Below are 19,297 nucleotides of genomic sequence, written 5' to 3' on the forward strand. Positions count from 1 at the left end.
GGCCCGCCCACTAGGCTCGCCCCGTGGCTCTCAAGAACATTCCCGATTCCGGTTTCTCCGACGACGACGGCGCCGCCGACCCCGTCCTCATGGACGCACTCGCCGCCTGGTCGGCCGATCGGACCGCCGAGCCGCGCGTGCTCGCCGCGCTCAAGGACGCCCGGCTGCTCGTTCCCGTCGTCGCCGTGCTCGGTGAGACCGAGGAGGACGAGCGGGGGCTGCGGCGCGAGAAGAACAGCGACATGGCCGTCCCCACGCTTCGCGCCGGGGGCCGGCGCGCCCTGCCCGCCTTCACCTCCACCGCCTCGCTGGCCCGCTGGGACCCCGCCGCGCGCCCCGTCGCCGTACCGCTGCACCAGGCACTGAGCGCGGCGGCGCACGAGAAGGCCGACACGGTCGTCATCGACCTCGCGGGGCCGGTGCCGTACGAACTCGCGGGACCGGCCCTCTTCGCGCTCGCCGAGGGCCGCACCAGCACGGACCCGCTCGGTGACCCGGCCGTCGTCGCGGCGGTGAGGGAGGTGGCCGCCGCCGAGCCCTCCGTACTGAGAGCCCATCTCGGTCCGGGGGAGGCCGACGGCACCCTCGCGCTGGTCCTGCTGCCGGACGCGGCCCCCGCGGACACCGTGCGGCGGATCGCCGGCGCGCTGGCGGCGCACGACGTGCTGAGGGCCCGCCTGGTGCGCGGTCTCGACCTGGCACTGCTGCCGGCCGGCGCCACACCCCCGGGCGAGCCCCTCTTCGTACGGGAACGTCCCTAGGTGTATTGACCCGCAGGGTTCTTGACGCGGGTGATGGGTGGCTGGTGCGGTGCGTCGCGAGGCGGAGGATCGGACTCGTACCGGGCGTACTCGGCCGAGTCCGGCAACGCGGCGAGGTGCCGTACCAGGCGCCGCGGGCCAGGCGGGATTTGTCAGACACGGCCCGGCCCGGCGTCTGGACCAGGCCCCGGATCAGCCGTACACCGGGCCCGTGTACTTCTCGCCGGGCCCCTGCCCCGGCCCGTCCGGGACCAGCGACGCCTCGCGGAAGGCCAGCTGGAGCGACTTCAGCCCGTCGCGCAGCGGAGCCGCGTGGAAGGAGCTGATCTCCGTCGTGCTCGCGTCGAGCAGCCCGGCCAGCGCGTGCACCAGCTTGCGGGCCTCGTCCAGGTCCTTGTGGGCGTCGCCGTCCTCCGTGAGACCGAGCTTCACCGCGGCGGCGCTCATCAGATTGACGGCGACCGTGACGATCACTTCGACGGCCGGTACCTCCGCGATGTCGCGGGTCATGGCGTCGAAGTCGGCTGGTTCCTGGGGGGAGGTCGTGTCGCTCATTCGGCACACGATATGCCCAGGCGCGGAAGGAGGGGACAGCTGGTTAGCCCACGCGGACCGGAGCTGCTAACCTTGTGTAACGACCGGTCGGACACGTGTGTGCCCGACCCGCAAGTGGAGGCTCCGTTCTCCCACCTGGCCGCCCCTCGGGGTGGCGGGTCACCGGTCAGGCGGTCCCCATCGTTCCGTACGGACGATGGAGCCGCCCGATTCGCCCCGCGGTTCGACGCGGCGGTGTTCCGGTATTCATGGAGCTCCCGCCTGTGTCCCGTCCGGGGCATTTTTCGATTCTCCGCGCGGTTGGTCTGAGGAAACAGACGTTACGCGGCTGCCTGCCAGACAGCCGTGTGGTGCTACCGAGGAGGATCCATCAGCGCTGAGCCCCGCATTAACGACCGGATTCGTGTTCCCGAGGTCCGCCTTGTCGGCCCCAGCGGCGAGCAGGTCGGCATCGTGCCGCTTGCGAAGGCCCTGGAGCTCGCGCAGGAGTACGACCTGGACCTGGTCGAGGTCGCGGCGACCGCCCGTCCGCCCGTGTGCAAGCTCATGGACTACGGGAAGTTCAAGTACGAGTCGGCCATGAAGGCCCGTGAGGCGCGCAAGAACCAGGCGCACACGGTCATCAAGGAGATGAAGCTCCGGCCGAAGATCGACCCGCATGACTACGACACCAAAAAGGGTCACGTCGTCCGGTTCCTCAAGCAGGGTGACAAGGTCAAGATCACGATCATGTTCCGTGGTCGTGAGCAGTCCCGCCCGGAACTGGGCTTCAGGCTGCTCCAGCGGCTCGCTTCGGACGTCGAGGAGCTCGGCTTCATCGAGTCGAACCCGAAGCAGGACGGCCGGAACATGATCATGGTGCTCGGCCCGCACAAGAAGAAGACCGAAGCCATGGCAGAGGCCCGTGAGGCCCAGGCGGCCCGCAAGGCGGAGCGCCAGGGGCACACGGCCGACGACGGCGCGAACACGTCCGCGGGCGCCGCGGATCGCACGGACGCCGACGCCGAGGCTCCGGCCGAGTAGCTCTCCGAGGTGTGGTCCACGGGCCGCCGGCCAGGCGGCCCCCGGAATCCCGCCCCGGATTTCATACACAGCAATCTGACGCTCCCGTGCGCCGGTTCCGGCCGGCCGGGGAGTGCCACTGATGAGGAGAACGGCGCTATGCCGAAGAACAAGACGCACAGCGGTGCGAAGAAGCGCTTTCGGGTGACCGGCTCCGGCAAGATCCTTCGCCAGCGTGCGGGCCGTCGCCACTACCTGGAGCACAAGCCGTCCACCCTGACGCGCCGTCTCGCCGGCACGGTGGAGCTTGCTCCCGGTGACTCCGCGAAGGCCAAGAAGCTTCTCGGCCTGTAGGCGCGAGCCCCGCCGGGCGGGGCCCAGCCGCCATACCGACCACGCCGTTCTCGGGTCACGTCAACGCCCGTGACCCAGCTACAAGGAGTTAAGAAGTGGCACGCGTCAAGCGGGCAGTGAATGCCCACAAGAAGCGCCGGGCGATCCTCGAGCAGGCCAAGGGATACCGCGGCCAGCGCTCACGCCTGTACCGCAAGGCCAAGGAGCAGGTCACCCACTCCCTGGTCTACAACTACAACGACCGCAAGAAGCGCAAGGGCGACTTCCGCCGGCTGTGGATCCAGCGGATCAACGCCGCCGCCCGCCAGAACGGCATGACGTACAACCGCCTCATCCAGGGTCTCAACGCCGCCAACATCGAGGTGGACCGCAAGATCCTGGCCGAGCTCGCGGTCAACGACGCCAACGCGTTCGCCGCGCTCGTCGAGGTCGCCCAGAAGGCGCTCCCGAGCGACGTCAACGCCCCGAAGGCCGCCGCCTGATCCCCAGCCGGATCACGGATCGCGACACTTCCCGCCGGACCCGCAGGCACAGAGCCTGCGGGTCCGGCGCGTTCCACCCGTACACGCAAGCACGTGACCGCGCGCGTCATTCCGCGCACGCCCACGTCCGCACGAGAAGCGAGCCGCCGCCCATGGGCACCCCCGAGCTGATCTCTCCGCGTTCCCCGCGCGTCGTCGCCGCCCGGCGGCTCGCCAGACGGGCCTTCCGCGGCAAGGAACGCCGGTTCATCGCCGAGGGACCGCAGGCCGTGCGCGAGGCGGTCGAGCACCGGGGCGAGGACGGTGCCCCGACGCTGGTCGAGCTGTTCACCACCGCCGAGGCGGCCGAGCGCCACGCCGACATCGTGACGGCCGCCCGCGCCGCCGGGGCACGGGTGCACCACGCGGGAGCCGAGGTCGTCGCCGACCTCTCGCAGACCGTCACCCCGCAGGGCCTGCTCGGCGTCTGCCGCTTCCTGGACTCGCCGTTCGAGTCGATCCTGCGGACCGGGCCCCGTCTCGTCGCCGTCCTGGCGCACGTACGCGATCCGGGCAACGCCGGCACCGTGCTGCGCTGCGCTGACGCGGCGGGCGCCGACGCGGTCGTCCTCACCGACGCGTCCGTCGACCTCTACAACCCCAAGTCGGTCCGGGCGTCGGTCGGTTCGCTCTTCCATCTGCCGGTCGCCGTCGGCGTCCCCGTCGAGGAGGCCGTGGCGGGCCTGCGGGGAGCGGGAGTACGGGTGCTGGCCGCCGACGGCGCGGGCGAGGACGACCTCGACGACGAACTCGACGCGGGCACCATGGGCGGCCCCACCGCCTGGATCTTCGGCAACGAGGCATGGGGGCTGCCCGCCGAGACACGGGCACTGGCGGACGCCGTCGTCCGCGTGCCGATCCACGGCAGGGCCGAGAGTCTGAACCTGGCGACCGCCGCGGCCGTATGTCTCTACGCCTCGGCTCGGGCGCAGCGCGTCCGCACCGCGAGCTGAGGGGGTCCGCGCAGTCACCTTGAGCGATGAGAGCTAGTAGGGTGAGCGGAAACTCGGGGGCCCACTGTGCTCTTCGGAAGAGGTGGGATGCGGGCATGACGGTCGGGGCGAGCGGGTCGGCCATCACACGGGGACCCGTCAGGCCCGGTCCCGGCGAATCCGCCCCCGGCGGCCCCGGTGGCCCCACGAGCAGCCCCGGAGGGGACCTCGGGCAGGACTTCGGAATCGATCCCGACGACCTCCCCGACGGGCTCGTCGTCGCCGACGAGACGGGCCGGGTGATCTGCTTCAACGCAGCCGCCGCCCGGATCACCGCCGTCACCGCCGCCGAGGCCCTCGGCAGCCCGCTGGAGCGCGCGCTGCCCCTCGAAGACCTCGAAGGCCGCCGCTGGTGGGCGCTCACCGACCCGTACGGCGGCCTGCGCACCCGCTTCGGCCAGCCCGAGCGCAATCTGCTGCTGCCCGGCGGCCGTGAGGTCCTGGTCTCCGCCCGCTACGTGCGCACGTCCCCCCAGGGGCCCGTACGCAGGCTCGTCGTCAGCATCCGCGGCACCGAGGCCCGCCGCCGTACCGAACGCAGCCACGCCGAGCTGATCGCGACGGTCGCGCACGAGCTGCGCTCCCCGCTCACCTCGGTGAAGGGGTTCACCGCGACGCTGCTCGCCAAGTGGGAACGCTTCACCGACGACCAGAAGCGGCTCATGCTGGAGACCGTCGACGCCGACGCCAACCGCGTGACCCGGCTGATCGCCGAGCTGCTCGACATCTCCAGGATCGACTCCGGCCGACTCGAACTGCGCCGTCAGCCGGTCGACATCGGTACCGCCGTCGGACGCCACGTCCAGTCGTTCACCGCCTCCGGGCAGTCCCCGGACCGTTTCCTGGTACGGATCCAGCAGCCGCTGCCCGCACTGTGGGCCGATCCCGACAAGATCGACCAGATACTCGGCAACCTGCTGGAAAACGCGGTGCGCCACGGCGAGGGAACCGTCACCATCGAAGTGGCACCCGCCCATGTCAAACATGCCGACGGCGGGCACGCGGAGCGCCCCGGCGCGGAGCACACCCACGCAGACGGCGGCGCGAAAGGAACGGCGGTCACCGTGAGCGACGAAGGCCCCGGCATCCCCGAGGAGTCGATGGGCCGTGTCTTCACCCGCTTCTGGCGGGGGAGCAAGCGCGGTGGGACCGGCCTCGGGCTGTACATCGTCAAGGGCATCGTCGAGGCGCACGGCGGGACCATCACCGTGGGCCGCGGACCCGGCGGCGGGGCCCAGTTCCGATTTATCCTGCCCGTCGGCGCCCCGGCCTACCTGGCCTGACCGCCCACGGGCTTCTCCAGTCCGTACGGCCTTTAGACTCGACCCTTGGCACCTTCGCGTCCTCGGCCATCGAGCGGGGTCGTTTTCGCCTGGGCCCTGTCCGATCGGTCTTCGCGGGCCCGCGAGGACCGACCTGAAATGGACCCAGCCAACCGGAAGCACGGGAACAGATGTCGGCACCCAACAAGTCGTACGACCCAGTCGAGGTCGAGGCGCTGAAACCGGAAGAGATCGAGCGCATGCGGGACGAGGCGCTCGCCGCCTTCGCCGCCGCGGGCGACCTCGACGCACTCGCTCACGCGAAGACGGCGCACGCCGGTGGCACCTCGCCCCTCTCGCTCGCCAACCGCGAGATCGGCGCACTGCCGCCGCAGGCCAAGGCCGAGGCCGGCAAGCGCGTGGGCCAGGCCCGCGGCGCCGTGAACAAGGCGCTCGCGGCCCGGCAGACGGAGCTGGAGGCGGAGCGGGACGCGCGGGTGCTGGTCGAGGAGGCGGTGGACGTCACGCTGCCCCACGACCGCACGCCCCCCGGCGCCCGGCACCCGCTCACCACGCTCTCGGAGCGCATCGAGGACATCTTCGTGGCCATGGGCTACGAGGTGGCCGAGGGTCCCGAGATCGAGACCGAGTGGTTCAACTTCGACGCGCTGAACATGGGCCCGGACCACCCGGCCCGGGGCGAGCACGACACCTTCTTCGTCGAGACCGGCGCGGGCGCGGACGGCGCGGACGACGGCTCCGGCCTCGTCCTGCGTACGCACACCTCGCCGGTGCAGGCCCGCGCCCTGCTCGGCCGTGAGCTGCCCGTCTATGTGATCTGCCCCGGGCGCGTCTACCGCACGGACGAGCTGGACGCCACGCACACCCCCGTCTTCCACCAGGTCGAACTGCTCGCCGTCGACGAGGGCCTCACCATGGCCGACCTCAAGGGCACCCTCGACCACATGGTCCAGGCGCTGTTCGGCGGCGAGGGCATGAAGACCCGGCTGCGGCCGAACTTCTTCCCCTTCACCGAGCCGTCCGCCGAGATGGACATGGTCTGCTACGTGTGCCGCGGCGAGTCCGTCGGCAACCCCGACCGGCCCTGCCGCACCTGCGGCAGCGAGGGCTGGATCGAGCTCGGCGGCTGCGGCATGGTCAACCCGAAGGTGCTCGTCGCCTGCGGTGTGGACCCGGAGAGGTACAGCGGATTCGCCTTCGGCTTCGGCATCGAACGGATGCTGATGTTCCGGCACAACGTAGAGGACATGCGAGACATGGTCGAGGGTGACGTCCGGTTCACCCGGCCGTTCGGGATGGAGATCTGATGCGCGCCCCGCTTTCCTGGCTGCGCGAGTACGTCGAGCTGCCGGCCACCGAGACCGGTCGCGACGTGCAGGCCAGACTCATCTCGGCCGGTCTGGAGGTCGAGACCGTCGAACAGGTCGGCGCCGGCATCAAGGGCCCCCTCGTCGTCGGCAAGGTCCTCACCATCGAGGAGCTGACCGGGTTCAAGAAGCCCATCCGCTTCGTCACCCTCGACATCGGCGACGCGGGGGCCACTTCCCGGGCCGGAGGCTCCGGGGGCGGGACCGGCGAGCCGCAGGAGGTCATCTGCGGTGCCCGGAACTTCTCCGTCGGTGACAAGGTCGTCGTCGTCCTGCCCGGCGCCGTGCTGGCCGGCGGTTTCGAGATCTCCGCGCGCGAGACGTACGGCAGGACCTCGCACGGCATGATCTGCTCCAGCGCCGAGCTGGGCATGGGCGACGACGGCAGCGGCGGCATCATCGTCCTGCCGCCCGAGCACGAGGTCGGCACGGACGCCGTCGAGCTGCTCCAGCTCGTCGACGAGGTCCTCGACATCGCCGTCACACCCGACCGCGGCTACTGCCTCTCGATGCGCGGCATCGCGCGCGAGACCGCCATCTCGTACGGGCTCCCGCTCCGCGACCCGGCGCTGATCGACGTCCCGGCGCCGAACTCCTTCGGCCACCGCGTGCGGGTCGCCGACCCGGTCGGCTGCGACCACTTCACCATGCGCACCGTCACCGGGCTCGACCCCGAGGCGCGCTCCCCGATCTGGCTCAAGCGCAGGCTCCAGAAGGCCGGGATGCGCCCCATCTCGCTGGCCGTCGACATCACCAACTACGTGATGCTGGAGATCGGCCAGCCGCTGCACGCCTACGACCGCAAGCTCGTGGACGGCACCATCGGCGTGCGCCGCGCCGAGGAGGGCGAGGAGCTGATCACCCTCGACGGCGTCAAGCGCGTCCTGGACACGGCCGACCTCGTCATCACCGACGAGCGCGGGCCGATCGGTCTCGCGGGTGTGATGGGCGGCGCCGACACCGAGATCGCCGACGGCGAGATCGTGGCGAGCCCGCTCTCCTCGTCAGCCGCCGACCGCGCGGCGCGCGGCACCACCGAGGTCGTCGTGGAGGCCGCGCACTTCGACCCGGTCAGCGTGGCCCGCACCGCACGCAGGCACAAGCTGTCGTCCGAGGCGTCCCGGCGCTTCGAGCGCGGCGTCGACCCGCACGCCGCGGCGGCGGCGGCGCAGCGCACCGTCGATCTGCTGGTGCTGCTCGCGGGCGGATCCGCGGAGGCCGGCGTCACCGAGGTCGTCGCGCCGTCCGGACCGCACACCATCACCATGGCCGCGGGCCACCCCGACCGGGTGGCCGGTGTCGGATACGGCAGGGAGACCGTCGTACGCCGTCTCCAGGAGATCGGCTGCGACGTCTCCGGGCAGGACGAGCTGATCGTCACCGTCCCGAGCTGGCGGCCCGACCTCCGCGAGATCAACGACCTCGCCGAAGAGGTCATCCGGCTCGAAGGCTACGAGAACCTGCCGTCCACGCTGCCCCGGCCCGCGTCCGGGCGCGGGCTCACCGGGCGGCAGAGGCTGCACCGCAGGGTCGGCCGGGCGCTGGCCGGCGCGGGCTACGTCGAGGCGCCGAACTACCCGTTCGTAGGCGAGGCACAGCTCGACCAGCTCGGACTGGCCGCGGACGACGACCGGCGCCGTACGGTCACGCTCGCCAACCCGCTGGCCGACACCGAGCCCGCGATGCGCACGACACTGCTGCCCGGTCTCCTCGGCGCGCTGCGCCGTAACGACGGCCGCGGCTCGCACGATCTGGCGCTGTTCGAGACGGGGCTCGTCTTCCGGCCCACGGGCGAGGAGAGCGCGCCGGTCAGGCTGCCCGTCGACCGGCGGCCCACGGACGAGGAGATCGCCACGCTCGACGCGGCGCTGCCCCGGCAGCCGCGCCGGGCCGCCGTCGTCCTCGCCGGTGCGCGCGAGCAGGCCGGCTGGTGGGGCAAGGGCCGCCCGGCCGACTGGGCGGACGCCGTCGAGGCGGCCCGTACGGTCGCCGCCGAGGCGGGCGTCGAGCTGGCGGTGGAGGCCGACCAGCACGCGCCGTGGCACCCGGGCCGCTGTGCGGCGCTGTACGCCACCGTGGACGGCGGGCGGACCCTCGTCGGTCACGCGGGCGAGCTGCACCCGCGGGTCATCAAGGCGTACGGCCTGCCGGATCGCACCTGCGCCATGGAGATCGAACTGGATCTCGTGGAGCGGGCGGGCACCGGCGCGCTGACGGCGCCGCGGATCTCGACCTTCCCCGTCGCCACCCAGGACGTGGCGCTGGTCGTCGCCGAGGACGTGCCGGCCGCGGACGTGGAGCGGGCGCTGCACGAGGGCGCGGGTGAACTGCTGGAGTCCATCCGGCTGTTCGACGTCTTCACCGGCGAGCAGCTCGGCGAGGGCAGGAAGTCCCTGGCGTACGCGCTGCGGTTCCGCGCCGCGGACCGGACGCTGACCGTGGAGGAGGCGTCCGCCGCGCGCGACACCGCGGTGGCGCTGGCCGCCGAGCGCACCGGGGCGGTGCTGCGCGGGGCGTGAGCGCGGCCGGGCGCGCCCGGCGCCCGGCGCCCGGGAGGCCGGGCCGCGGGACAGCCGTGCGGCGTGAGACCCGTGCGCGGGAAAGCCGAACGACCGAGGGGCGCGTCCGGATTCAGGTCCGGGCCCGCCCCTCGGCCGTGTCCGTACGCCGGTCTCATCGGCTCACGTCGGGTCGCGCAGGGGGAAAACGCGGATACGGCGCAGGCCGGGGGGCGAACACTGCGCCGTAGATCCGCCTCGCAACCTCCTGTTCGCCGCTGCCGGCATAGGGTCGTGCGGCCGTGTCGTCCGTCCCGCCCGCGGAGTGTCCGGCAGGTGGACGGGACGGACGACGGGGTGTGGGCCGCCGTACCGCACGAGGGGGAGTGCGGCGGCCCGGCCGCTCCTTGCGAGGCGACCCAGTCAACCGGTGCGGTGACCTGCGCGGCAGGGCGCACAACGGATCGATCCGGGCATTACGTTCACACCCCGTGCGTTGCGCCACTAATCTGAGGCTGCCCAGGGGCTGTCTCGTCGACCAGGCCGTACAGGGAGCGCCCGCCGCGCGGCACCGGGGCGCACGCCCCGGCAGGATCGGCAAGACGCTCCCTACCTTCCGGAGGGGCACATGCAGCCCAACACCCAGCTGGATTCACTGATCGACGAGGCGGGCATGTCCCACGCCGGTTTCGCCGCCCGGGTCAACCGGGCGGGACAGGCGCGCGGACTCGGTCTGCGGTACGAACACACCTCGGTGCTCAGGTGGTTGCGGGGGCAGCGACCGCGTGGCCCGGTGCCCGAGCTGATCTGTCAGGTGCTCGGCGACCGGCTGGGGCGCACCCTCACCCTGGACGACATCGGCCTGGGCCCGGCCCCCGGAGCGCCGAGCCGTGACGCCACCCTGTCGGTCTTCGTGGAGCGTGCCACCGCGCTGTGGCGCTCCGACCAGCAGCAGCGGGGCCATGTCGTGGCGGCGCCCGCCGTCACCGGTACGCACGCCGTGATGCCCGTCTGGGAGTGGGAGAACCCGCCGCAGGACGCGGACGTCTCACGCGTCGGCCACAGCCGCGTCGGCCCGGCGGACATCGAGCTGCTGCGGACCGCCAGGACGCACTACGAGCTGATGTATCGCCGGGCCGGCGGTCTCGCCACCCACGCGCGGGTCGTCGGCTTCCTGAACGCCGAGACGGCGCCCATGCTGCGCGGCGGCTACAGCGACGCGATGGGCCGCCAATTGCACCGTGCCACCGGCGGACTGGTCGCGGTGGCCGGTATCTGCGCGTACGACTCCGACGCGCAGGGTCTCGCGCAGCGCTACTTCCACCAGGCGCTGCGGCTGGCGAAGGCCAGCGGGGACACGGGGCTGGGCGCGTACGCCATCGCGCTGCTCGTCAACCAGTCGCTGTTCATGGGCGAGTACCGGCAGGCGGTGGCCTTCGCCGAGGCCGCCCTCCGTACGGCGGGGCGGGCGATCACCCCGGCGCTGGCCGCGGACCTGTACGCGATGCAGGCCAAGTCGTACGCCCTGCTCGGTGACGGGCGCGCGGCGCGGGTGTGCATCGGGCGGGCGGAGGCCGAGGCCGACCGGATCACCCCGGGCCAGGAGCCGGAGGAGACCGGCTACGTGGAGCCGGGTCTGGTCAATGTGCAGGTGGCCGAGGCCCTGTTCGGCCTCGGCGATCTGTCGGCCGCGCGGACGCACGCGGCCGAGGCCGTGGACGCTCCGGCGCACGAGCGGGGGCGGGTGCACCGGCTCGCGATGCTCAGCCAGATCGAGCTGCGGCAGGGCGACGCGGACCGGGCGGCGGGTACGGCTCGGCAGATGGCCGAGCGGGCCCGGGGAATGGAGTCGCTGCGGCTCAGGGACCGGATGGGCGCGGTGCGGGTGGGTCTGATGGAGAGCGGCAGCGCGGAGGCGACGGAAGCGGCGGGATACGTCGCACGGGCCCTGCGCGTTCCCCTGTGAGGAGGCGCCTGCTGCCATATTGCCAACTCCCAACCGGAAGGTGGCATTACCGTGCAGTGGGCGAACTTAAGCGAACAGACCGTGTATGAGAATCGCTGGTTCCGGGTGAACCTGGCGGACGTCGAACTTCCCGACGGCAGGCATCTGGACCACTTCCTCATCCGGCTCCGCCCGGTCGCCGTCGCGACGGCGGTCAACGAGGCCAACGAGGTGCTGATGCTCTGGAGGCACCGCTTCATCACCGACAGCTGGGGCTGGGAACTGGCCGCGGGCGTCGTCGAGGACGGCGAGTCCGTCGAGAGCGCGGCGGCGCGGGAGATGGAGGAGGAGACCGGCTGGCGCCCCGGCCGCCTCCGCCACCTGCTCACCGTCGAGCCGTCCAACGGCCTGACCGACTCCCGGCACCATCTGTACTGGTCCGACGCGGCCACCTACACCGGCCACCCCGAGGACGACTTCGAGTCCTCGCGCCGGGAGTGGATTCCGCTCGAACGGGTCCCGGGGATGATCGCGCGCGGCCAGGTGCCGGCCGCCAACATGGCGGCCGGACTGCTGATGCTCCATCACCTGCGACTGGGCGGCGCCGCGTAGCGCCCGGACGAGCCCGGTCTCCGAGGACTCAGCCGTACGGGTAGAAGCCCGAGCCCGACTTACGGCCCAGGCGCCCCGCGTCCACCATGCGCTGAAGCAACGGGGGAGCGGCGTACAGGGGCTCCTTGTACTCGGCGTACATCGAATCGGCGACCGAGGCCACCGTGTCCAGACCGATCAGATCGGCGAGCTTGAGCGGGCCCATCGGGTGGGCGCAGCCCATCTCCATGCCGTTGTCGATGTCCTCACGGCTGGCGATACCGGACTCGAACATCCGGATCGCCGAGAGCAGATAGGGGATGAGCAGGGCGTTCACCACGAAACCGGACCGGTCCTGGGCGCGGATCGCGTGCTTGCCCAGCACGTCCCGGACGACGGCCTCGGCGCGCTTGACCGTGTCGTCCGACGTGGTCAGCGCCGGGATCAGTTCGACGAGCTGCTGGACCGGTGCCGGGTTGAAGAAGTGGATGCCGATGACCTGGTCGGGACGGGACGTCGCGACGGCCAGCTTCACCAGCGGAATGGAGGAGGTGTTGGAGGACAGGATCGCGTCGGTGCGCGTCACGACCTGGTCGAGGACCTGGAAGATCTCCGTCTTGACCTGCTCGTTCTCGACGACGGCCTCGATGACCAGATCGCGGTCGGCGAACTCCCCGAGGTCGGTGGTGAAGCTGAGCCTGCCGAGCGTCGCGTCGCGGTCCTCCTCGGTGATCTTGCCGCGTTCGGCCGCCTTCGAGAGGGAGTTGTAGAGGCGGGTACGCCCTATCTCCAGTGCCTCGCCGGTGGTTTCGGCGACCATCACCTCAAGGCCGCTTCGGGCGCACACCTCCGCGATGCCTGCGCCCATCTGGCCGCAGCCCACCACTCCGACGCGTTCGATGTCGGTCACATCGTGCCTTTCGCTGGTCCCGGTTCTGCGGGGCGCCGTGTGATTCCGGTACCCGCTACGGCCCTCGACGTTACTCCGCGCAGGTGTGTGCACCGTGGGCCGGGGCGGGCATGCTCTGCGGCAACGCCAGTCCGAATTTCACCTGTGAGAGGTCAGTACATGCGGCAAATCGGTAGAAGAGGGTTCGTGGCGGTCACGACGGGCGCGCTCACATCACTGGCGATGGCGGGCGACGCCGTCGCCGCGCCGGGGGCGGCGCGGCCGGCCGGGACGACCGGTGGGTCCGGAGCGGCGGCGGGTGCGGGGGCCGCCGGGGGTTCCGGAGGCCGGCACAGCGCACACGGTGAGCACCGCGGCATGTGGCTCGCGACGGTCGTCAACCGGGACTGGCCGTCGAAGCCCGGACTGCCGGTGGCCGAACAGCGGGCCGAACTGCTCAAGTTCCTGGACACCGCGGTCGCCCGGAAGCTGAACACCGTCGTCTTCCAGGTGCGGCCCACGGCCGACGCGCTGTGGCCCTCGCCGCTGGAGCCCTGGGCCGAGTGCCTGACCGGCGTGCAGGGCAAGGACCCGGGGTGGGACCCGCTGGGCACGGCGGTGAAGGAGGCCCACAAGCGCGGTCTGGAACTGCACGCCTGGTTCAACCCGTACCGCGTGGCCAATCACACCGACCCCTCCCGGCTGGTCCCGGGCCACCCGGCGCGCAAGCACCCGGAGTGGGTCCTCCCGTACGGCGGAAAGCTGTACTACAACCCGGGCATCCCGGAGGTCAGGAAGTTCGTGCAGGACGCGATGCTCGACGCCGTGCGGCGCTACGACATCGACGCCGTGCACTGGGACGACTACTTCTATCCGTACCCGGTGGCCGGTCAGGTCTTCGACGACGACGCGCAGTACGAGCGGTACGGCGCCGGCTTCCCGGACAAGGCGTCCTGGCGGCGGGACAACACCGACCGGCTGGTGCGCGAGATGTCGCAGCGGATCAAGCAGATCAAGAAGCACGTCGCCTTCGGCATCAGCCCGTTCGGCGTGTGGCGCAACATCGCCACCGACCCGACCGGCTCCGACACCAAGGCCGGCGTGCAGACCTACGACGACCTGTACGCCGACACCAGGAAGTGGGTCAAGGAGGGCTGGATCGACTACATCACCCCCCAGGTCTACTGGAACATCGGCTTCGCCGCCGCCGACTACGCCAAGCTCGTGCCCTGGTGGAGCGAGGTGGTGAGGGGGACCGGCGTCGGCCTCTACATCGGTGAGGCCCTCTACAAGGCAGGCGACCCGGCCCAGCCCGCGCCGTGGCAGGACGTGGCGGAGGTGTCCCGCCATCTGACCTTCGCCAAGCAGTACCCGGAGGTGCGGGGACACTGCTACTTCTCCGCGCTGGAGTGTGTGAACGACAGGAACGGCGCGTTCGCGAGGGCCGTGGCCGACCACTACCAGTCCCGGGTGCGCCCGCCCCGCCAGGGCTAGGCGGTGTCTGACGAATGGCGCCGTCCGCCCGTAGGGCGGGGCTCGCGGCGGCTGGTGCGGTGCGTCGCGAGGCGGAGGATCGGACTCGTACCGGGCGTACTCGGCCGGGTCCGGCAACGCGGCGAGGTGCCGTACCAGGCGCCGCGGGCCAGGCGGGATTTGTCAGACACCGCCTAGGCCCGCCCCGCGGCGCTCGCCCGGTCCACGGGTCGGCCCGCCCCTCGGCGGTCCCGGTCCGGCCCGCGGCATGCGTGCCGGGCGTCGTGAGCCGGACGGGGCCTGCGCCACACGCCCTACGCGCGGGCGCGCTGGGTGACCGCGATGCACAGCAGTACGGCGACGGCCGCCAGCGGCGCGGCGGTCGCCAGTCGCTCCCCGAGCAGCAGCACCGCCCAGACCAGCGTCAGCAGCGGCTGGGCGAGCTGCAACTGACTGGCCCGCTCGACCCCGATCGACGCCATGCCCCGGTACCAGACGTAGAGCCCGAAGAACGTCGACCCCGCCGCCACCCACACCAGGCCGGTCACCCCCTGGGCCGTCAGCCGTACCGGCTCGACGGACAGGGCGACCGCCGAGACGGCCAGGTTGAGCGGCAGGCACGCCACCAGCGCCCAGCCGATCACCTGCCAGCCGGGCATCAGCCGGGCCAGCCTGCCGCCCTCCGTGTACCCGGCCGCGCAGACCAGCAGCGCGCCGAAGAGATACAGATCGCCCGTCGAGACGGCCCCGCCGCTCTGCTGGAGGGTGAAGGCGATCACCACGGCGGCGCCCGCGACGGCCGCGCACCAGAACGTGACCGACGGGCGCCTGCCGGTACGCAGCGCCGAGAACGCGGCGGTGCTCAGCGGCAGCAGCCCCACGACCACGGCCGCGTGCGCCGTGGTCGACGTCCGGAGGGCCAGGGTCGTGAGCATCGGGAAGCCGAGCACCACACCGCCCGCCACCACCGCGACGGCGCCCCAGTGCCGGCGCTCCGGGAGCGGTACGCGCATCGCCAGCAGGAAGCCGCCCGCGATCAGCGCGGCGAGCACGCTGCGCACCGCGACCAGCGACCAGGGACCGAAACTCTCCAGTCCCCAGACCGTCGCCGGAAAGGTGAGGGAGAAGGCGAGGACACCCGCCGACGCGAGTAGGGTGCCACCGGTGACCGCTATCGGTACCGGGTGAGTAGCGCTATCCTGTGCTGTCATGCAAGAGCGTAGCAGCGTGGCCGAGTTGGTGAAATCTCTGCGCCGGGAGCTCGACCGCTACTCGCCAGGTGGAAAGCTGCCGTCCAGCAGGGAGCTGGTCGAGCGCCATCGGGTCTCCCCGGTGACCGTCTCCCGCGCACTGGCCCAGCTCTCCGCCGAAGGGCTGGTCGTCACCCGCCCCGGCGCCGGAGCCTTCCGCGCACCGGCCAGGCCCGGCACCCCGCGAGCCGGTGACACCTCCTGGCAGGAGGTCGCGCTCAGCGCCGACGCCGCCACCGAACTCGTCCCGCGCAGCGTCGACTCGTCCGCCGTCCTGACCACCCTCGCCGCGCCCGCCCCCGGAGTGATCGAGTTCAACGGCGGCTATCTGCACTCCTCCCTCCAGCCCGAGCGGGCCATGGCCGCCGCCCTGGCCCGCGCCGGCAGACGTCCCGGCGCCTGGAGCCGCCCGCCCACCGACGGGCTCCCCGAACTCCGCGAGTGGTTCGCCCGGGGCATCGGCGACACCTGGACGGCCGCCGACGTGCTCGTCACCTCCGGCGGCCAGAGCGCGCTGACCACCGCCCTGCGCGCGCTCGCCCCGCCCGGCGCGCCCGTCCTCGTCGAATCGCCCACCTATCCCGGCATGCTCGCCATCGCGCGGGCCTCCGGACTGCGCCCGGTCCCCGTCCCCGTCGACCCCGAAGGCGTACGCCCCGAACTCCTCGCCTCCGCCTTCCGCGCCACCGGAGCACGGGTGTTCGTCTGCCAGCCCCTCATCCAGAACCCCACCGGGGCGATCCTCTCCACCGCCCGGCGGCCCGAGGTTCTGCGGATCGCCCGCGAGGCTGGGGCCTTCGTCGTCGAGGACGACTTCGTACGCCGTCTCGTCCACGAGGACGCGGGCCCGCTGCCCGGCCCCCTCGCCGCCGACGACCCCGACGGAGTCGTCGTCCACGTCTGCTCCCTCACCAAAGCCACCTCACCCAGCCTCCGGGTGGGGGTGCTGGCAGCCCGCGGCCCCGTACTGGAGCGGCTGCGCGCCATCCATGTCGTCGACTGCTTCTTCGTCGCCCGCCCCCTCCAGGAAGCGGCGCTCGAACTGGTCGGATCCTCCGCCTGGAACCGCCATCTGCGGTCCATCTCAAGGGAGTTGAAGAACCGCAGGGACACCATGGCCGCCGCCGTCCGCCGGCACCTCCCCGAACTGGCGCTCCCTTACATCCCGCCCGGCGGCTACCACCTGTGGCTGCGCCTGCCCGACGGCACCGACGAACAGGCCCTCACCTCCGCCGCCCTGCGCGCCGGGGTCGCCGTCACCCCCGGCCGCCCGTATTTCTGCGCCGAACCCTCCGCCGGTCATCTGCGGCTGGGCTACGCGGCCGTCGCGGGACCGCAGGAGATCGCCGACGGCGTGCGGCGGCTGCGTACCGCCTGCGACGAAGTGCTCGGCTGACCACATGAGGCGATCGTGGCACCCACCACTGACAACCGGTGCCCCGGCTGGCAGCCTTCCGCCATGACCGAGACGACGACCCCCGCCGCGTACGAGATCTCCACCGACCCCGGGCGTCTCGACGCCGGGCGGATCCACCGCTGGCTGTCGACGGACGCCTACTGGGCGCTCGGCCGGGACCGCGACGTCCAGGACAGGGCGATCGCCGGATCGCTCAACTTCGGCGCCTACGACACCGCGTCGGGCGAACAGATCGCCTACGCCCGCGTCGTCACCGACCACGCCACCTTCGCCTGGCTCTGCGACGTGTACGTCGCCCCGGTCGCCCGTGGCAGGGGGCTCGGCACGGAACTGGCCACCGCCGCCCGCGACCACCTCGCCACACTGGGGCTGCGGCGCGTGATGCTGGCCACGGAAGACGCCCACGGCGTCTACGCGAGGGTGGGGTTCACACCGCTCGAAAACCCCCTGATGTGGATGACTCTGGACCTTCGGCCGCCCTCTTGACCCGTGCGGCTTTCGGGCTCACGATCCCGGCATGAGTGTTCGGGTCACGTTGGTCGCCGCCGCGCGCAGCTCAGCCCCACTTGCCGAACGTTTCGACGACGACCGTCCCCTCGACCAGGCCGGCTGGCACGAGGTGCAACTCCTCGCGCACGCGCTCGTGCCACTCGCCGCCGCCGATCTGCGCTACTGCTCGCCCACCGCGCGCAGCCGTGCCACCGGGGAGGCCCTGGGCTACGCGCCCCTGGTCCAGCCGGCCCTGCGGGACTGCGACATGGGCCGCTGGCGCGGTCGCACCTTCGCGGACGTCGCCTCCCGTGAACCGGCCGCCGTGGACGCCTGGCTCGCCGACCCGCGCTCGGCCCCGCACGGCGGCGAACCACTGCTGACGTTCATCTCCCGGATAGGCGGCTGGCTGGACACGCGGCCGGCCGACGACATCTCCGCCATCGTGGCCGTCGCCGAACCGGCCGTCATCAGGGCGGCGCTCGTGTACGCCCTGCACGCCCCCGCCCCGGCCTTCTGGAAGGTGGACGTCCGCCCCCTGTCCACGGTCACCCTCATGGGAAGTCCGGGTCGCTGGAGCCTGCGCCTGGACGCGCGGGCGTCGTGACCCGGGCCGCTTGTCGGCGCGGCCCTCCGAGCCGCCGGTCACCTCCGGACCGCTCGGCCCCTCGCCGCGAACGGGTCGACGCCCGTGAGTCCGGCGGAGAGCGCCCGGAGCCGCGCCGCCCGCCCGGGGGCCTTCGCGTGCTCGCGTACGCCGCCCCGGGAATCCGTCTCGTACGCCGCCCCGGCACTGCCTCCGGCAAGAAAGTCATTGCATAAAGCTGCGGAGCTACGTATAGTCATGCCATCGACGAGGAGGGCTTCGATGGCGGTACGTGCAGCGGTGGCGGGAGCCAGTGGATACGCCGGCGGGGAATTGCTCCGGCTGCTCCTGGGGCACCCCGGAGTCGAGATCGGCGCCCTGACCGGCAACTCTAACGCCGGTCAGCCTCTCGGTGCCCTCCAGCCCCACCTCGGGCCGCTGGCCGACCGCGTGCTGGAGCCCACCACCACCGAGGTCCTCGCCGGGCACGACGTGGTCTTCCTGGCGCTGCCGCACGGGCAGTCCGCCGCCGTCGCCGAGCGGCTCGGCGACGACGTGCTCGTCGTCGACATGGGCGCGGACTTCCGGCTGGCGGACGCCGCCGACTGGGAGGCGTTCTACGGCTCCCCCCACGCCGGCACCTGGCCCTACGGGCTTCCCGAACTGCCGGGCGCGCGCGCCGCGTTGGCGGGGTCCAGGCGCGTCGCGGTGCCCGGCTGCTATCCGACGGCCGTCTCGCTCGCGCTCTTTCCCGCGTACGGCGCCGGGCTCGTCGAGCCCGAGGCCGTCATCACCGCCGCCACCGGGACCTCCGGGGCGGGCAAAGCGGTCAAGCCCCATCTGCTCGGCTCCGAGGTGATGGGCTCCATGAGCCCGTACGGCGTCGGCGGCGGACACCGGCACACCCCCGAGATGATCCAGAACCTCAGCGCGGCGGCCGGGGAGCGCGTCGGCGTCTCCTTCACGCCCACGCTCGCCCCCATGTCACGCGGCATCCTCGCCACCTGCTCGGCGAAGGCGGGGCCGGACGTGAACGCGGCCGACGTACGCGGCGCGTACGAGAAGGCCTTCGCCGACGAGCCGTTCGTCCGGCTCCTGCCCGAGGGCCAGTGGCCGGCGACCGCGTCCGTGTACGGCTCCAACGCCGTGCACGTCCAGGTCGTCCTCGACGAGAGCGCCCGCCGCGTCATCGCCGTCAGCGCCATCGACAATCTCACCAAGGGCACCGCGGGCGGCGCCGTGCAGAGCATGAACATCGCGCTCGGCCTGCCCGAGGAGACCGGGCTCCCGGCCACCGGCGTCGCGCCGTGAACCAGGCCACCCA

18 protein-coding genes are annotated in these 19,297 nt (G+C 72.2%); 15 read left to right on the forward strand and 3 right to left on the reverse strand.

From position 1 onward, the window contains the following. Nucleotides 1-23 precede the first annotated feature (23 nt). Nucleotides 24-761, forward strand: coding sequence for an SseB family protein (locus ACZ61E_RS08845; RefSeq protein WP_469698822.1), 738 nt, complete (start codon nucleotides 24-26; stop codon nucleotides 759-761). Between the two features lie 192 nt (nucleotides 762-953). Here ACZ61E_RS08845 and ACZ61E_RS08850 read toward each other — a convergent pair whose 3' ends face one another. Next, nucleotides 954-1,316, reverse strand: a complete 363-nt coding sequence (locus ACZ61E_RS08850; protein WP_469698823.1) for a DUF1844 domain-containing protein — start codon at nucleotides 1,314-1,316, stop codon at nucleotides 954-956. A 345-nt stretch (nucleotides 1,317-1,661) separates the two neighbouring features. Here ACZ61E_RS08850 and infC point away from each other — a divergent pair, with 345 nt between their 5' ends. From infC to ACZ61E_RS08895, 9 genes are all read left to right on the forward strand, one after another. Next, complete coding sequence (gene infC, locus ACZ61E_RS08855; RefSeq protein WP_469698825.1) at nucleotides 1,662-2,339, forward strand: translation initiation factor IF-3; 678 nt, start codon at nucleotides 1,662-1,664, stop codon at nucleotides 2,337-2,339. A gap of 138 nt (nucleotides 2,340-2,477) precedes the next feature. After that, nucleotides 2,478-2,672, forward strand: a complete 195-nt coding sequence (rpmI, locus tag ACZ61E_RS08860; protein ID WP_469698826.1) for a 50S ribosomal protein L35 — start codon at nucleotides 2,478-2,480, stop codon at nucleotides 2,670-2,672. Between the two features lie 95 nt (nucleotides 2,673-2,767). Beyond that, nucleotides 2,768-3,154, forward strand: coding sequence for a 50S ribosomal protein L20 (gene rplT, locus ACZ61E_RS08865; RefSeq protein WP_023542860.1), 387 nt, complete (start codon nucleotides 2,768-2,770; stop codon nucleotides 3,152-3,154). A gap of 152 nt (nucleotides 3,155-3,306) precedes the next feature. Next, on the forward strand, nucleotides 3,307-4,146 hold the full coding sequence (locus ACZ61E_RS08870) for a TrmH family RNA methyltransferase (RefSeq protein ID WP_469698828.1): 840 nt from the start codon (nucleotides 3,307-3,309) through the stop codon (nucleotides 4,144-4,146). 95 nt (nucleotides 4,147-4,241) lie between these two features. Beyond that, nucleotides 4,242-5,468, forward strand: coding sequence for a sensor histidine kinase (locus ACZ61E_RS08875; RefSeq protein ID WP_469698830.1), 1,227 nt, complete (start codon nucleotides 4,242-4,244; stop codon nucleotides 5,466-5,468). Between the two features lie 170 nt (nucleotides 5,469-5,638). Next, entirely contained in the window at nucleotides 5,639-6,775 is a 1,137-nt protein-coding gene (gene pheS / locus ACZ61E_RS08880) for a phenylalanine--tRNA ligase subunit alpha (protein WP_469698831.1), read from the forward strand. Beyond that, nucleotides 6,775-9,354 (forward strand): phenylalanine--tRNA ligase subunit beta, encoded by a 2,580-nt coding sequence (gene pheT / locus ACZ61E_RS08885; protein WP_469698832.1) that lies wholly within the window; start codon nucleotides 6,775-6,777, stop codon nucleotides 9,352-9,354. The genes pheS and pheT overlap by 1 nt, the downstream gene beginning before the upstream one ends. A 607-nt stretch (nucleotides 9,355-9,961) precedes the next feature. Further along, nucleotides 9,962-11,299: a transcriptional regulator gene (locus ACZ61E_RS08890; protein ID WP_469698833.1), complete on the forward strand. Its 1,338-nt coding sequence runs from the start codon at nucleotides 9,962-9,964 to the stop codon at nucleotides 11,297-11,299. Nucleotides 11,300-11,350: 51 nt separating this feature from the next. Continuing rightward, entirely contained in the window at nucleotides 11,351-11,890 is a 540-nt protein-coding gene (locus ACZ61E_RS08895) for an NUDIX hydrolase (protein WP_469698834.1), read from the forward strand. A 28-nt stretch (nucleotides 11,891-11,918) separates the two neighbouring features. On the opposite strand, the gene ACZ61E_RS08900 is transcribed toward ACZ61E_RS08895, so the two are convergent. Beyond that, the gene (locus ACZ61E_RS08900) at nucleotides 11,919-12,779 is read right to left on the reverse strand and encodes a 3-hydroxybutyryl-CoA dehydrogenase (protein WP_147877320.1); all 861 of its coding nucleotides are present in this window, start codon (nucleotides 12,777-12,779) and stop codon (nucleotides 11,919-11,921) included. Nucleotides 12,780-12,938: 159 nt separating this feature from the next. On the opposite strand from ACZ61E_RS08900, the gene ACZ61E_RS08905 reads away from it, so the two are divergent. Then, nucleotides 12,939-14,252 carry a glycoside hydrolase family 10-like protein gene (locus ACZ61E_RS08905; protein ID WP_469698836.1) on the forward strand — a complete coding sequence of 438 codons (1,314 nt, stop codon included), beginning with the start codon at nucleotides 12,939-12,941 and terminating at the stop codon, nucleotides 14,250-14,252. A gap of 293 nt (nucleotides 14,253-14,545) precedes the next feature. Here the strand turns inward: ACZ61E_RS08905 and ACZ61E_RS08910 are convergent, their stop codons facing one another. Further along, entirely contained in the window at nucleotides 14,546-15,442 is an 897-nt protein-coding gene (locus ACZ61E_RS08910; RefSeq protein WP_469698838.1) for a DMT family transporter, read from the reverse strand. Between ACZ61E_RS08910 and ACZ61E_RS08915 the strand changes: the two genes are divergently transcribed. The 4 genes from ACZ61E_RS08915 (at nucleotide 15,441) to argC (ending at nucleotide 19,284) form a co-directional block, all read left to right on the forward strand. Beyond that, on the forward strand, nucleotides 15,441-16,877 hold the full coding sequence (locus tag ACZ61E_RS08915; protein WP_469698840.1) for an aminotransferase-like domain-containing protein: 1,437 nt from the start codon (nucleotides 15,441-15,443) through the stop codon (nucleotides 16,875-16,877). The two genes, ACZ61E_RS08910 and ACZ61E_RS08915, sit on opposite strands and share 2 nt — an antisense overlap. Nucleotides 16,878-16,940: 63 nt before the next feature. Next, the gene (locus tag ACZ61E_RS08920) at nucleotides 16,941-17,384 is read left to right on the forward strand and encodes a GNAT family N-acetyltransferase (protein WP_469698841.1); all 444 of its coding nucleotides are present in this window, start codon (nucleotides 16,941-16,943) and stop codon (nucleotides 17,382-17,384) included. Nucleotides 17,385-17,415: 31 nt separating this feature from the next. Further along, a complete protein-coding gene (locus ACZ61E_RS08925; protein WP_469698842.1) occupies nucleotides 17,416-17,994 on the forward strand; it encodes a histidine phosphatase family protein in 579 nt (192 codons plus the stop codon). A gap of 261 nt (nucleotides 17,995-18,255) precedes the next feature. Further along, complete coding sequence (gene argC / locus ACZ61E_RS08930; RefSeq protein ID WP_469698844.1) at nucleotides 18,256-19,284, forward strand: N-acetyl-gamma-glutamyl-phosphate reductase; 1,029 nt, start codon at nucleotides 18,256-18,258, stop codon at nucleotides 19,282-19,284. Nucleotides 19,285-19,297 lie beyond the last annotated feature (13 nt).

It is taken from the genome of Streptomyces sp. NPDC104581, from assembly GCF_055583685.1.

Bases quoted from the DNA above. Each gene is read 5' to 3' on its own strand.
- ACZ61E_RS08850 (WP_469698823.1), bottom strand. From the start codon at position 1,316: ATGAGCGACACGACCTCCCCCCAGGAACCAGCCGACTTCGACGCCATG.
- rpmI (WP_469698826.1), top strand. From the start codon at position 2,478: ATGCCGAAGAACAAGACGCACAGCGGTGCGAAGAAGCGCTTTCGGGTG.
- ACZ61E_RS08870 (WP_469698828.1), top strand. From the start codon at position 3,307: ATGGGCACCCCCGAGCTGATCTCTCCGCGTTCCCCGCGCGTCGTCGCC.
- ACZ61E_RS08875 (WP_469698830.1), top strand. From the start codon at position 4,242: ATGACGGTCGGGGCGAGCGGGTCGGCCATCACACGGGGACCCGTCAGG.
- pheS (WP_469698831.1), top strand. From the start codon at position 5,639: ATGTCGGCACCCAACAAGTCGTACGACCCAGTCGAGGTCGAGGCGCTG.
- pheT (WP_469698832.1), top strand. From the start codon at position 6,775: ATGCGCGCCCCGCTTTCCTGGCTGCGCGAGTACGTCGAGCTGCCGGCC.
- ACZ61E_RS08890 (WP_469698833.1), top strand. From the start codon at position 9,962: ATGCAGCCCAACACCCAGCTGGATTCACTGATCGACGAGGCGGGCATG.
- ACZ61E_RS08905 (WP_469698836.1), top strand. From the start codon at position 12,939: ATGCGGCAAATCGGTAGAAGAGGGTTCGTGGCGGTCACGACGGGCGCG.
- ACZ61E_RS08915 (WP_469698840.1), top strand. From the start codon at position 15,441: ATGCAAGAGCGTAGCAGCGTGGCCGAGTTGGTGAAATCTCTGCGCCGG.
- ACZ61E_RS08910 (WP_469698838.1), bottom strand. From the start codon at position 15,442: ATGACAGCACAGGATAGCGCTACTCACCCGGTACCGATAGCGGTCACC.
- ACZ61E_RS08920 (WP_469698841.1), top strand. From the start codon at position 16,941: ATGACCGAGACGACGACCCCCGCCGCGTACGAGATCTCCACCGACCCC.
- ACZ61E_RS08925 (WP_469698842.1), top strand. From the start codon at position 17,416: ATGAGTGTTCGGGTCACGTTGGTCGCCGCCGCGCGCAGCTCAGCCCCA.
- argC (WP_469698844.1), top strand. From the start codon at position 18,256: ATGGCGGTACGTGCAGCGGTGGCGGGAGCCAGTGGATACGCCGGCGGG.